Source organism: Brachyspira murdochii DSM 12563 (genome assembly GCF_000092845.1).
Classification (GTDB): Bacteria; Spirochaetota; Brachyspiria; order Brachyspirales; family Brachyspiraceae; genus Brachyspira; species Brachyspira murdochii.
This window is the reverse complement of sequence record NC_014150.1, coordinates 1,586,729-1,601,114: the sequence shown is the minus strand read 5'-3', so window position 1 is coordinate 1,601,114 and position 14,386 is coordinate 1,586,729. Positions and strand designations below refer to the sequence as shown.

The following is a 14,386-nucleotide window of genomic DNA, read 5'->3' as shown; positions in this document are numbered from 1 at the left end:
TATTTATATGCATTATCTATTATAAGTTAAACTTGCTCTAGTTAGTAAATCAACAACTTCTGTATTGCCATTTTCCATAGCATACATTAATGCTGTTTTATTAAACTTATCCAAAGTATTTAAATACGCTCCTGCATTAATTAAATATTCTACTGAAGCATAATCTCCATTTTCTGCAGCAAACATCAAAGCTGTTTTTCCGTCATTATCAGCTATATTTAAATCAGCTTTACTCATAACCAAAGCATTAACCGCATCACTCTTTCCTGCAATTGATGCCCATATCAAAGCTGTTCTTCCATCTCTCATTTTGAAGTTGATATTTGATTTTCCTATCAAAAGAGAAGAAATAATATCTGTTAAGCCTAATGTAGAAGCCAAAGCAAGAGGCGTTATATTACCATAAGGACCGTAAGAAGCTGCAATATTGGCATCGGCACCACGTTCTAATAATATTTTAGCAACTTCATTATTTCCTCTGGCTATAGCATAAAATAAAGCATTAGCTCCGTATTCATTTATATAATTAATATCGCTTCCTTTATCTAATAATAATCTTACTATTAAGTCATGATTATTAAAAGCAGCTACCATTAAAGGAGTCATATTATAATTAATACCATCATCATTTCCGCTTCTATAAGTGCCTGTTACCCTCAAATCTGCTTTTGAATTAACTATCATTTCTACAATACTATAGTATCCTTTTCCTGATGCCTGTAATAGTGCTGTTGTACCGCCGTTTATTTTTATATTAGGGTCGGCATTCTTAGCAAGCAAATAAGAAACTATATCTACATATCCGGCATCTGCGGCATAAGTTAAAGCTGTTTTGCCATGTATGCAGGTTAGATTAACATTTGCATTTTGTGATAATAATAAAAGAACAGCATCTTTATATCCTTTTGAAGAAGCGATTATTAAAGCATTATGTCCCTGATTGTCTCCAAAGTTTATAAAATTAGAAATAGGACCTTGAGAAATTAATCTTCTTATACCATTAACATCACCTGTATTAGCATAATCTAATAATTGATCTAATCTGCCTGTATTTGGAGTTTGAGCAAATAGAGAAAAAAACGTATTCAAAAATATTAAAATAAAACATAAATAACGCATATTTAATTCTTCCTTAAAGTATAGAATTTTAGCTATTATCAAATTTCGGAATGATATATATTAATTATTAATAGCTTTGCAATTTATTTTTAGACAAATTAAATATTATTTTTCAATGCTATATTTACATACTTGACACATAGCCTAATTTAGCACTTTTCTCAACGCACGCAGAATGAAGCATTTATATATAATAAAAATTAGAATTCATAATAAAATTAGATAATAATAATTAATTGAACGTGCGTTTTATAATATTATAAATTTAAAACCCGCTTGGGTGGGTACTTAAATAACAGTAAAAACAAAGAGAGAATAACTATACATAAATAACAGATAATATTAAAGAATTTAAAGGGAGGGGAGTGAAAATAAATTAATGATGATACATAATTTATTTACTATTAGTTAAATAATATTTATAAAGCTCTTTTTTTGTATCATATAAACTTACACCCTTTATAGGGCTTATTTTTAATGTAATAGTTGCAAGTTTTATTTTTTTAGAATTACTAATATATAAATAACGCTCTCTTAAAGCATTTATAATACCGAGTGTAATACCTTTATCATTTATTCCATTATTGTAATAATCATAAACTCCCCTGCTCTCTTCTGTATTATAATCTATTTTATTACTCTTAAGTATCTTAAAAAAATGATTCTCTGTAAATCTGCTTGTAAATATTATAATCTTCAAATCTTTATTTGTTATTATTTCGCTTAATATATTATTGTATTCAAGTATTATTAAGTCAGTATCTCTGGCACTCTCTTTATTTTTTCTTTTACATTTTGAAAAAACATCAGCTATACCTACCCTATTTTCTTCAAAAAGTTTTTTTTTATTTTGTTTTGATGAAATTAAATTATTATAATCAATGTCAAAACTGTATGATATTATCTTCCAAAACTCGCTTCTCTTACTTGCATAATACCAAGCATTTTCTTTTTCTTTGCTGCTTAATTTTTCAAATTTTTCTATATTAGAATAATTAGGCACTGGAAAAGTACCTAGTATCAAAACTCTCATTCTATCAGGAAAGAAATTAATATCATCAAATAAATGTTTTTCTATATACATTATTAAAAATCATAAAAAATTATTTTCTTATTATCCAAATTATTATAGAGCATATTATTATTACAAGACCCAAAATAAATGTAACTACTCTAACCCCAATCTCTCCAAACATCTCATATATACTCATCATAAAATTTGAACTGTTATTGTTTAAAAGAAAACGCCATTTAAAAACAGCAGCTAAAATAAATAAAATGCCAATTAATATTGCAAACAAATATGGAAACTTCTTTATAATATCATCATATTTCATAATTAATAAAACCAATAATTATTGATAATATTAAATTATAATAAGACAGGCAATAATAAAAAATTACTGTACTTTATCCCAAATATTATTAAGTTTATCCTGCATCATAAGAGAAGAAATATTTACTATAAAAATTAAACCAGTAGGTATAATACTAGAAAGCATAACTAAATCTTCCGCTTTAGCAGGAGAGCTAATCAATTTTAATGTCAAAATGAGAACATTAAAGAAAATATTAAAGAAATAAAGAACAGCAACTGCAATATCAATAAGCACAAGAACAATTGTTTTATCTTCAGTATTATTCATACCAACTTTTAGAGGCATTTCTTTATAAACAATTTTTCCATATTTATAATACCAATACTTAAAATAAAGTCCTCCAGTAACTATACCTAATATTACCTCTAATGCAGGATTTAAATCTTCTCTTTCAGTAAAGCGTTTTATCTCAGATGAAGTCTGATATATCCAATAAATATAATACCAGCCGCATGTAATAATATTTAATAAAAACATTATAGGTATAGTTCTTACTGTACCTTTTTTCATAAATTAAGTCCGTAAATATATTTTATGTAAAAATTCTCGAAACTTTTTATATTTTTTTTAATTAATTTAATATATTCTGAAACTTCTTAAGTTTATCAGTTTTTTATTCAACTTTTACAGCCGGTAAGAAAAACCATGAGAACATAAAAATTTAAAAAACTAATTCTTTAACAAACTGTACTTTTTTAAATATATACTGAAAATTATTCAAATATATTAAATAATCCTAAAGCACTAACATTATCCTTAGAGTTTTCAGTAATTTTATTTATCTTATTTAAAGCATCTTCAGTATTTGAAGAAAGCATTATATCAATAACTGCTTCTTCATGATTTTTATATTTATTTGATAATAGTTCAATCATAGAATTAGAAGCTATAAAATAATTATAATTCTGATTTCTTCTAGCCCCTTCAACAGTAATATAATGTCCGCCTCCTGCACAAGCACAATTTTCCAAAGCATTTCCGTTTATATGATCTCTAGTCACTTGAATAGCTCTGTTTTTATTCACAGCAAAAACTTTAGAATCTCCTGCATTAAAAACAAAAGCACCTACAAACTTATGATATAAAACACCGGCAATAGAAGCTCCAGCCATAGATTTTTCTTTATCATCTGCTGAATCCCTAGAAGCTACAACCTCCAATTTTACAAAGTTATGAACTATCCAGTTAAATACTTCCTGCTCTCCAACTAGCTCAATCAAATCCAAAAAATTTTCATTATAAACATCTACAGCCAACTTTGAAGCAAATGTATCTCCAAGTCCGTCAGCTATAAGTGAAACAGCTGTACCGCTTATATTATTTATAAAATGAGAGTAATTTTCCTGCTCATTAATAAGAATGGGGTGTCCTGATACAGCCTCACTATTGAAAAGAATAGTATCAGTATTTATTTTTGTATTAGAACCTTTTTTTGTAAAAGTGAAAATATTCATAACCATTAATCCTTAATTATTTTTATATTAAAATTATTTTATATGTATTTATAATATCATAGAGTTTGATTATATATTAGAATACTCTAAATATCAATAATATAAGTTTAACAGTAGGGTAGGGGGAGTTTTTTTAAAATCTTTAGTATATAACTAAACAGATATAGTTTGTTATTTTTTTATTGTTCTTTTTCACGCCTTCGCTTGCCTACGGCACACAGAGTGGCGGGCTTCGCCAAAAGAACCTTATATCCTCGACAAGCTCGGATACGCTTCGCGAAAGTGCAAGTTTAAAAAATTAGTAATGAAGATGGGATAAATCTTTTTGTTAATAAATTGTTAATAAATAATAAAAAACTATTAACATTACTGACAAATTTATAAACCATTAAAAATTTGAATTTTACAGGTAAATTTGTTATTTTTCATTGATTATATTTTAGTTAATATAAACAAAGTTATCAACATCATATAAAGCATATTTTTTAATTTTCTTCTTATATGCAAAAAGTTATCAACATATAAACGTCTTAATAATAATAATAAATTTTTAAAAAATTTAATATATATAATATTATTATAATACTTAAAAAACATTATAAATTCAAAATTTGAATTTGTAATAAATGAAAATTATGAATTCAATTATTTAATTAATGTTGATAAATTGTTGATAATGTTGATAATTTTAAATAAAAGATACTGTATAAATTTCACTATAAAATTCAAACAAAAAATTTATAATATGAATTTTATATATGAATTCAAAATTTGAATTTATAATTGATAATAAAAATTACTGATTAGCATTTTTAATTATTTTATGTTATAATAATTAAAAATAGATATTATGTTTATTAGCGGTGATAGTTATGAAGCAAAGTTTTTATATGAATGAAAAATTAAAAGAATTAATATCAAATCTAATTTATGATGTTCAGAACTATAATAGTATAATATTAAAATATATAGATTTAGAAAGATGTGCTAATAATTATTGCAGTGAATCAAGAAATACAATAGTAAGACAGTCTTTTTTAATAAATAGAACAATGGAAGCTCTTAATGACTTTAATAACATTAATTCAAGTTCATTTGAGCTCAGCATGAATTTTGAAAATATAAATAATATAATTAATGAAGTTTTAGATAGTATTCTTGATTTATTTAAATCAAAGAGAGTTAAGTTTACATTAAATGATGATATATTAAAAAGCTGTACAGTTATGATGGATAGGGCAAGAATAAAAGGAAGCCTTTTAAACATTTTTTCTTTTATATATAATATAATAAAGATAAACAGTACTTTGAATATATCATTCAGTTTGGTTGACTATGATGATGATGAAGATTTCTTACTTATGAATGGTGTTAATAGAATAAGCGAACATGATGAAAAGAAATTAGAATTAAGCAAAGAATGCATAGATATATCTGTAACATTTGAATGTGATAAAATACCTGAAGATGTAAAAAGAAAACTTTTTAAAACACCTTTAATATCATATGAAAACATGAATTTCAATAATCTTTATCTTTATACTGCCTATAATATTATAAAAAAACATTATGGAAATATATGGATGGAATCTTTAGAAAATAAGGAAAGGATCAACATCGTTTTTCCAGCTAAGAATAAATTATGAATTACATATTGGGATACGGACTATTACTTGCCTATTTATTTGGATTTATAATAGGTTTTTCTTCCATACTTTTTTCTATTATTTATTATATAATAGAGAGGGTAGCTTGGCTCAAATATTATATAGTATTTTTATTTACATTTGCTTTTCTTCTTTTTATAAGAGCTATTAAACTACTAAGTTTTTTAACGGTACCTTCCTTTATGTCTGGAAATATATTTAATACATTATATTTTTTCAGCTTTTCTGTTGCTATGTCTTTAATGCTTTATTTTATACCAGCTTTTTTATATAGATTTTTAAACTTAAAATGGACTTTTAAAGAGAATATTATTTATATAATAGTTTCGGTAACACATTTTATTTTAAGCATATTGGGAATACTTACAAGATTTGATATATATATTATAAGCAGCATAATATTTTATGTTTCTATAATAGTAATATTTATAATAGGCGTTCTTAATTATAAAAGAATAGAAGATAAAACAATAAAGTTTATAGTTAAAATATTGGGCATTATAACTATTATAATATATCCTGTTTTGATTTATCAGCTTATAGTATATAGAAGAGAAGCTGCTGATATAGGCTCTATGGATATAACTTTAGTTTTATTTTACATATGGTGGAATTTGGTTATGCTTGGTTATTTATCTTGGTATTTTATAAGTATAGTAAAGAGTAAGAATATTTTTAATAGTTTAAATACTAAATCAAATGATAACGATATAAATGAAACAAATAAAAGCTCAAATATTGAGGACATAGAAAACGCAGTAAATTTAACTAGAAGAGAACGTGAAATATTATCATATCTTCTTGATGGTAAAACCAATAAGGAAGTATCATTAATACTAGATATATCTTTAAATACAGTTAATAATCATGTGGCAAATATATATGAGAAATCCGGCGTAAAGAATAGGGTAGAGCTTGTAAACAAATTTACAAAGTGAAGAATAATATATTCAGATTTTATTTACTTATGATAACTAGTACTTTGAAAAAAATAGTAAGTTTTCTGACTTACTATTTTTAGAAGAGTTATCTCTCTTTAAAGCTATTACAAAATCAATCTAATGGCATAGAGTCTATAATAGAATTAGCAAGGGAGTTCAAAACTTCTTCTCTTAAGGCACCATCTTGCATATATAACTCAAGTCTTTTTTTAGCTTCGGCTATTTTTTCTTCTCTTACATCAGGAGCTTCTTTAATGATATTAACAAGTTTTTCATTTTGCAAAGCTATTCTAGATTCATTAGAAATTTCTATTCTATCTGAACCCATTTTAGAAACTTTTTCATTATATTTAATATTAGATTTTTGCTGTATATTTGATGTGCCGCCTATTTTATCAATTGTCATAACTGACTCCTTACATAAGATTATTTTCGGCATTAGCTTCGCATACTTTAGATTTTCTATTATCAATGATAATGCAAAATTCACCTTTAGTTAGTATACTACCATCTGTAAAAAAATCAAGGATATTTTTAGCTTCTGCCCTTATAATTTGCTCAAATTGTTTTGTTAGTTCTCTTCCGATAACAATATCCGTTTTTTCTCCGAATATGTTAACAATATCTTCAAGGCATTCTTTAACTCTGTAAACAGATTCATATATTACAATTATAGTTTTATGATTTAAATATAAGTCTTTTAATTGGTTTTTTCTTTTTCCAGATTTATTGGAAAGGAAGCCCACAAATAGAGTATTTCCAGAAAGTCCGGAAACAGAGAGTAGGGAAGTGAAAGCGGATATTCCGCCTACAGGTACTATTTTAATATTTTTTTCAATAGCTATTTTTATAATGCTTACACCGGGATCGCTTATACAAGGAGTACCTGCATCGCTTATGATGGCTGCGGATTTGCCTTCTAATATTTCATCAATATATTCATTAATTCTGTATTCAGAAGAATGGCTATGATATGAAAACATTTTATTTTTTATTTTATAGAAGTTAAGCAGCCTCATAGCAACTCTTGTATCTTCAGCTAATATAAAGTCAACATTTCTTAATATTTTCAATGCTCTTATAGTAATATCTTCTATATTTCCTATAGGTGTTGCTACAACATAAATAACGCCGTTTTCCACCTCATTTTTATTATTTTCATTATTGATAATTTCTTCTACAAACTCATCATCAGTTTTAGTATTTATTTCTTCATTGTTGTATTTATTGTTTTTAATAGTGCTTCTCCTATATTTTATTAATTTAATTATATATTAATTTTTGATTAATACAATATTACTGTAATTAAAAAATGTTTCATGTGAAACATTGATTTATAGATATTTTTATATTAGAGATTAATAAATTATAAGTTTTCACGTGAAACAAATTGTGTATTTAATATGCTTAGAATAATATATAGTCTTTTATAAGGTTAGTAAAATTATGATAAATTGATTAAATATACTAAATATTTTTATATTATAAATTTTAATAATTATATTTGTACCATACTTAAATTTTTTTACTACTTTTTTAAATAAATATGCGGCCGCATTAATTATTGTTTATGTAAGAGTTATCAGCCTATAATAATAAGCAGGTGCAGCCCCCGCTCAAATAAAATCCATGTTTTATTTAGTATTATCTTTGTACTTGCACTTTTGGCGAAGCCGTCGGGAAAAAGTGAAAAAAATTTGACAAACTTAAATATCATACTTACTTCAAAAATTAATTTGTTAATATATAGTTTTTTATTTAATATTTTTTTAATAATAGCTCTGAGGTATACAGAGTGCCGTATGCAGGTGGAATAACTTCATTTATATAACATAATGTATAGACTAAATAGATAATTTATATTTTATAATTTTAAGATAAAATAATAAACTTATAAAATTCTTTGTCAAATAGTTTTGAAACAAGTCTATTATATATAAAAAAATCTTCTAATCAATAAACTATGCTTATCAATAAAAAACTAAAACGATTACTCATTAAAGTTTATAAAAGCCTGATTTTTTCACGTGAAACAATTTTTAATCTTTAGCAATTTAATATGTTTAAATTTATTATAAAATTAATATTGTAAATTATACTAATTAGTATAAAATTATACTTATATTAAATTATAGTTTTATTGTATTTACGTATGAAAGAAAAAATTAAAAAACTTAAACAAAAAATAATTAAAAGAAAGGATATAATATTTTCTGTTATAGTATCCTTTATACTTCATGTTTTTATATTTAGCTTTATTAATACTTCAATAATGCAAGATGTATTTGCATATGAGAAAGCTAAGCAAGAAGCTGAAGAAGAAACTAAAAAAGATGATTATATGTTTTTGGTAGAAACCCCTGAAGTTGAAGAGGAAGAAAGTAAAGAAGATACACCTTTTGCCTCTGATAAAACTTTAAGATCTAAAGGTCAGACTGATGTTAAGCCTTCAAAAACTTTTTCTGATACTTCAGTTTTTTCGTTTCTTGGTGATGGAGCTAACAGTCCTGTAGTAGAGAGAAGACCTAATCAGAACTTTAATAATAATAATACATTGCAAAATCAAAATCAGAGAAAAGAATTAGGAAGAGAAACAAGCAGGGATAATATAGAAACATATAAACCTAAAAATCCCGGTATAAAGGGAGACACTAAAATTCCAGCCTCTTTTGAAGAGGGTGCAGACAGAGCTGTTGTATTTTCAAGCGAAACTGGAAGCATACAGCTTGGAACAAAAGCTCAGGAATATTTTTGGTATTTTTATTCTTTGGTGGGTTCTATAAGAGATTCTTGGTATCTTACTATACCTAATCAGGCTCATTATTTAGGGCTTATAAGAACAGATGAAGTTGAGGTTTTAATATCTATAGATGAAGAGGGTAATATATTATTTGAAAAATTTTTAAAGAAATCAGAAAACGGACAAACCAGCCTTGATAATTCATGCTCTAAAGCAATAGAGTATGCTAAAAAATTAAAGCCTCCTCCTCAAGGTTTATGGAATGATTATGCTGAAAATGGTAAAATATATATACCATTTAAATTTATATATCAGAATTTCAGCAGGGATTAATTTTTTAAAATATTATTCGTTTTTTATGATATTATATAAAGAGCAGAAATTTATATTTCTGCTCTTTTTTTATATTAGATATTTATAAAATTATAGAATTAAAGTATTTTTATTATTGAATATTCATATTATTATAAAAATTTAATTTATAATTCATCATTCAATATTTTATACCTTATTTTATACATTTAAAATATATTATTATATAATAATAATATTTATCATTACATAATAAATAATAAATTTAAAAAGAATGATGTATTATACAAATTTTATATATTATAATTATTAAAAAATGTATGTATTTAATAATAATATCATTGACATTGTATTTATAAATGTTATAATTAAGAACAATAAAATGATATTTTAGGAGATTAAAAAATGTCAAGATTTACTATTCCTAGAGATTTATACTATGGCGATAACGCTATGGAGGAATTAAAAAATTTACAAGATCATAAAAAGGCAATAATTGTTACTGGAGGCTCTTCTATGAAAAGAGGCGGCTTTCTTGATAAATGCGAAAAGATATTAAAAGAGGCTGGTTTGGAAGTAAAAATTTTTGATGGTGTTGAACCAGACCCTTCTATAGAAACGGTTTATAAAGGTGCTGAGGCTATGAGAGAGTTTAATCCGGATTTAATAGTAGCTTTAGGCGGTGGTTCTGCTCTTGATGCTGCTAAAGCTATGTGGGTTTTCTATGAATATCCGGATAAAAAATTTGATGATATTAAAACTCCTTTTACTATGCCTAAACTTAGAAAAAAAGCTATATTTGCAGCTATACCTTCTACAAGCGGTACTGCTTCAGAAGTTACAGCTTTTTCAGTTATAACTGATTATTCTACAAATATCAAATACCCATTAGCAGACTTTGAAATTACTCCGGATATTGCTATACTTGATTACTCTATACCTATGACAATGCCGGAGACAGTTTCTGCTGATACTGGTATGGATGCACTTACTCACTCTATAGAAGCATATGTTGCATCACTTAGAACTGATATAACAGATGCTTTAGCTATGAAAGCAATATATATGATAGTGCATAATATAGAAAAAGCAGTTAAGGGTGATAAAGAAGGAAGAGCAAAACTTCATGTTGCTCAATGTTTGGCTGGTATGGCTTTTTCAAATGCTTTGCTTGGTATAGTTCATAGTTTGGCTCATAAAACAGGTGCCGAATTCCACATCACACATGGAAGATGCAATGCTATACTTCTTCCTTATGTTATAGAGTACAATTCAAAAGTTTGTGCCGACAGATTTGCTGATATAGCTAGAATGCTTAAACTTTCTGGTAATACTGACGCCGAACTTACAGCTTCATTAGTTAAAAAAGTAAAAGAGTTAAATGCTAAATTAGGCATTAAACAAACTTATAAAGAAAACGGAGTAACAGAAGAACACTTCAAACAAAAGTGCGACAGTATAGTTAAAAACGCTGTAACTGATCCTTGTACTGGCTCTAACCCAAGAGAAACAGATGAAGCTAATATGAAAAAAGTATTAGAAGCAGCTTATTATGGAAACGATGTTAACTTTTAATTAATATATTCTAATCATAGTTTTTCCCCAAGTATTATTATATAATGCTTGGGGTTTTTATATAGAAATAAATAGTTTTTTGCATATAAGTGCACTTTAATTCCTTGACAATTTTGTTAATATATGTATACTATAATTTATATATACTTATATTTTTTATATTTGTATATATATTTTTTGCCGATTATCAATATAATTAGGATATCTTTTTATGAAGAAAAGAGGCGAGGTAAACATAGCTATAGCTGATTATCTGTATGATAATTTTAACTTTGTATCAAACCATATTACTATTAATATAGAGAACAGTGATTTAAGACATATAATAATATCAAGATGGTATTATGGACTTTATTTAATAGCTAAGGACTATTTAGTAAATATTAAAGGTATTGTTGATCTTTCTAAGTATTTTAAACATAAATCTAATAAAGAGCATGATATTAAAAGTATATGGAGTAGATTGGCTGATTTTTTTGAAGAATATCATAGTGATATTCTTCAGGGGGAGGAACTTGCCAGATTGCGTGAGTATTATGAATATTCTGGTAATTTATGCAGTGATATAGATTTTAATAATGCTAGAAGAATATTTAATGAAATATATGAAATTTTAAATACATTTTAAATTTTTAAATATTGAGGATGTTATAATGTGTATACAAAATGAGCATGATGCTTTAAATTATTATATAAATAAATTAAAAGAAAATAATTTAAATAGATTTAAAATAGCTGATAATAAAGATTATTATGTAATTTATATTTTTGATAAAAGAGATTTACATATAAGAAAAATTATTAATAAAATTTCCTATGAAATACATAATAAATTTAAAATATACAAAACAATACAATGCCAATATTTTTATGATTGGTATAAAGATATAAAAGATTTTGAAGATGATGTAAAGAAAAATAAAATAATTGATATTACAGATTCATTTATTTTTAGTGAAATTAAATCCAACTGTAAAAACTCAGAAATTGTAAAATATAAATTATTAGAGAATAGTAATTTTTATGATTATAAATTATATTTTGATATTTATGATAACATAGATAGTTCTATATGTATTAGTATATTAGGGGAATTAAATGGATACACTGCAGCCTAAAAAATCATCTGTATCTGTAAAATCTGTAAAACTTGTTCAGTTAAATTTTATACAAAAAGATAATCCAATTAATCTTGAAAATATGGATATTGGTTTAGGATTCAATGCTTCTTATAGTAAATTAGATAGTGATAATACAATACAGTTTAACTTGGGTATACAGTTAAAACTTTTTCAAGAAGATGCCAATAAGGACAATATAGATTTAGGTATTATGCAGTTTCATTTAGCTGGTATTTTTTCTTTTGAAAATGGAATAGATAAAAAGTTATTTATAAATTTAATGTCTATACTTTATTCTTATTTAAGACCTATAGCTGCTCAAATTTCTGTTATGGCTAAATTGCCGCCTTTAGATTTACCTATTTTAAATTTTAGTGAAATTAATCCTGATGATATAGAAGAAAAATAATAGACTTGTTTCAAAACATATTGATGAATAGCTTTAGAAGTTTATTATATATTGCATAATATTTATTATATCAAAACAAATATTTTATATACTGGTGTTGGCAGAGATTTGTTTTTTATGTCGCACTATATTTAACTCTACTTCCTTTTGTTTACAGCTTACAGATTTCATAAAAGAACTTCAGTACAACTGAGTGCTTTGCAGTAAAGCTCAGTTATAAATTTTAAATACCATATTTAAAATTATTATAAATAATAATTAAAATAATTTTAAAATAAGTATAATATTTATTTGTATGGTAAATTCCATCAAGTATTATTTTATATAATGCTTGTGGTTTTTTATTTTGAAATATGTAAACAATTTCATATTGTATATTTGATTTAAATTTTGTAGCATTGTATAATAGTAAACATAATAATTTTTGTATTAATTTAAGGGGTAGTAATATGAATTTTAATTTTTATATGCCTAGCAGGGTAATATTCGGAAGTGGTTCTTTATCCAAACTTCATAAACAAAAATTACCTGGTAAAAAAGCATTGATAGTAACAGGCGGAACTTCTATAAAAAAATACGGATATTTAAAAAAATTGGAAGAAGAATTAGATAAAGCAAATGTTAATCATGTTTTATTTGATAAAATACTTCCAAACCCTATTAAAGATCATGTTATGGAAGGAGCTTCTTTGGCAAAAAAAGAAAACTGTGATTTTGTTATAGGAATAGGCGGCGGAAGCAGTATAGACTCTTCAAAATCTATAGCTATAATGGCTGCAAATGAAGGCGATTATTGGGATTATATATTCGGCGGTACTGGTAAAGGAAAAGCTATACCTAATGATCCTCTTCCTGTAGTGGCTATCACTACAACTGCAGGTACTGGAACAGAAGCTGATCCTTGGACTGTTATTACAAATGGAAATGAAAAAATAGGTTTTGGTTATGAAAAAACTTATCCTTATCTTTCTATAGTAGACCCAGAACTTATGAAAACAGTTCCTCCAAAACTTACAGCATATCAGGGTTTTGATGCATTGTTTCACAGCACAGAAGGATATCTTAATAAAATGGCTAGTGAAATGAGCGATTTATTTGCTTTGAAAGCTATAGAGCTTATAGGTAAAAGTTTGGCTGCTGCTGTTAAAGATGGAAACAATATGCAGGCTAGAGAAGATGTAGCAATGGCTAATACTTTATCTGGAATAGTTGAAAGTGTATCAAGCTGTACAGTAGAACACTCTATTGAACATGCTATGAGTGCTTATTATCCTAAACTTGAACATGGTGCAGGACTTATTATTATAAGCAAAGAATATTATACATCTATAGCTAATGCTAAAGTACGCGATGAAAAAATGGTAAATATGGCCAGAGCTTTGGGTAAAAAAGATGCAAATAAACCAATGGATTTTGTGGATGCATTAGTTGATTTGCAGAAAGCATGCGGAGTTGATAATTTAAAACTTTCAGATTATGATATGAAAAAAGAAGATTTGCCTGCTATAGCTAAAAATGCCAGATTTGCTATGGGCGGATTATTTGAATGCGATCCTCATAATTTTACAGATGATGAAGTATTGAGCATATTAGAAAAATCATATAAGTAATATTATATAATTTTCTGATAAAAAGCTGCAGTATATTTTTATTGCAGCTTTTATTTTAT

Annotated in this window: 15 protein-coding genes; 8 read left to right on the top strand and 7 right to left on the bottom strand. The window is 25.7% G+C overall.

Annotated features, from left to right (window positions below):
- Window positions 1–12: 12 nt before the first annotated feature.
- The 5 genes from BMUR_RS07005 to BMUR_RS06985 form a co-directional block, all read right to left on the bottom strand.
- Window positions 13–1,119, bottom strand: coding sequence for an ankyrin repeat domain-containing protein (locus BMUR_RS07005; protein WP_013113904.1), 1,107 nt, complete (start codon window positions 1,117–1,119; stop codon window positions 13–15).
- Between the two features lie 394 nt (window positions 1,120–1,513).
- Complete coding sequence (locus BMUR_RS07000) at window positions 1,514–2,203, bottom strand: uracil-DNA glycosylase family protein (protein WP_013113903.1); 690 nt, start codon at window positions 2,201–2,203, stop codon at window positions 1,514–1,516.
- A gap of 19 nt (window positions 2,204–2,222) precedes the next feature.
- Entirely contained in the window at window positions 2,223–2,456 is a 234-nt protein-coding gene (locus tag BMUR_RS06995) for an Imm17 family immunity protein (RefSeq protein WP_013113902.1), read from the bottom strand.
- Between the two features lie 63 nt (window positions 2,457–2,519).
- Window positions 2,520–3,008, bottom strand: a complete 489-nt coding sequence (locus BMUR_RS06990; RefSeq protein WP_013113901.1) for a DUF4234 domain-containing protein — start codon at window positions 3,006–3,008, stop codon at window positions 2,520–2,522.
- Between the two features lie 203 nt (window positions 3,009–3,211).
- On the bottom strand, window positions 3,212–3,952 hold the full coding sequence (locus BMUR_RS06985) for a PP2C family serine/threonine-protein phosphatase (protein ID WP_013113900.1): 741 nt from the start codon (window positions 3,950–3,952) through the stop codon (window positions 3,212–3,214).
- A gap of 872 nt (window positions 3,953–4,824) precedes the next feature.
- Between BMUR_RS06985 and BMUR_RS06980 the strand changes: the two genes are divergently transcribed.
- Window positions 4,825–5,598, top strand: coding sequence for a hypothetical protein (locus BMUR_RS06980; protein WP_013113899.1), 774 nt, complete (start codon window positions 4,825–4,827; stop codon window positions 5,596–5,598).
- Window positions 5,595–6,557 carry a helix-turn-helix domain-containing protein gene (locus BMUR_RS06975; protein WP_013113898.1) on the top strand — a complete coding sequence of 321 codons (963 nt, stop codon included), beginning with the start codon at window positions 5,595–5,597 and terminating at the stop codon, window positions 6,555–6,557. The genes BMUR_RS06980 and BMUR_RS06975 overlap by 4 nt, the downstream gene beginning before the upstream one ends.
- A gap of 115 nt (window positions 6,558–6,672) precedes the next feature.
- On the opposite strand, the gene BMUR_RS06970 is transcribed toward BMUR_RS06975, so the two are convergent.
- Together BMUR_RS06970 and rsmI are read right to left on the bottom strand one after the other, a co-directional pair.
- Window positions 6,673–6,966, bottom strand: coding sequence for a flagellar biosynthesis anti-sigma factor FlgM (locus tag BMUR_RS06970; protein WP_013113897.1), 294 nt, complete (start codon window positions 6,964–6,966; stop codon window positions 6,673–6,675).
- A gap of 10 nt (window positions 6,967–6,976) precedes the next feature.
- Window positions 6,977–7,702: a 16S rRNA (cytidine(1402)-2'-O)-methyltransferase gene (gene rsmI, locus BMUR_RS06965; protein WP_013113896.1), complete on the bottom strand. Its 726-nt coding sequence runs from the start codon at window positions 7,700–7,702 to the stop codon at window positions 6,977–6,979.
- Window positions 7,703–8,712: 1,010 nt separating this feature from the next.
- On the opposite strand from rsmI, the gene BMUR_RS06960 reads away from it, so the two are divergent.
- From BMUR_RS06960 to BMUR_RS06935, 6 genes are all read left to right on the top strand, one after another.
- Window positions 8,713–9,633 carry a TonB C-terminal domain-containing protein gene (locus BMUR_RS06960; protein ID WP_013113895.1) on the top strand — a complete coding sequence of 307 codons (921 nt, stop codon included), beginning with the start codon at window positions 8,713–8,715 and terminating at the stop codon, window positions 9,631–9,633.
- A gap of 384 nt (window positions 9,634–10,017) precedes the next feature.
- Window positions 10,018–11,187, top strand: coding sequence for an iron-containing alcohol dehydrogenase (locus BMUR_RS06955; RefSeq protein WP_013113894.1), 1,170 nt, complete (start codon window positions 10,018–10,020; stop codon window positions 11,185–11,187).
- Window positions 11,188–11,398: 211 nt separating this feature from the next.
- Window positions 11,399–11,815, top strand: coding sequence for a hypothetical protein (locus BMUR_RS06950; protein ID WP_013113893.1), 417 nt, complete (start codon window positions 11,399–11,401; stop codon window positions 11,813–11,815).
- A 25-nt stretch (window positions 11,816–11,840) separates the two neighbouring features.
- Window positions 11,841–12,305 carry a hypothetical protein gene (locus BMUR_RS06945; protein ID WP_013113892.1) on the top strand — a complete coding sequence of 155 codons (465 nt, stop codon included), beginning with the start codon at window positions 11,841–11,843 and terminating at the stop codon, window positions 12,303–12,305.
- The gene (locus tag BMUR_RS06940; protein ID WP_013113891.1) at window positions 12,286–12,717 is read left to right on the top strand and encodes a protein-export chaperone SecB; all 432 of its coding nucleotides are present in this window, start codon (window positions 12,286–12,288) and stop codon (window positions 12,715–12,717) included. Before BMUR_RS06945 ends, BMUR_RS06940 begins: the two co-directional genes overlap by 20 nt.
- A 449-nt stretch (window positions 12,718–13,166) precedes the next feature.
- Window positions 13,167–14,327: an iron-containing alcohol dehydrogenase gene (locus BMUR_RS06935; protein ID WP_013113890.1), complete on the top strand. Its 1,161-nt coding sequence runs from the start codon at window positions 13,167–13,169 to the stop codon at window positions 14,325–14,327.
- The last annotated feature ends 59 nt before the right edge of the window (window positions 14,328–14,386 follow it).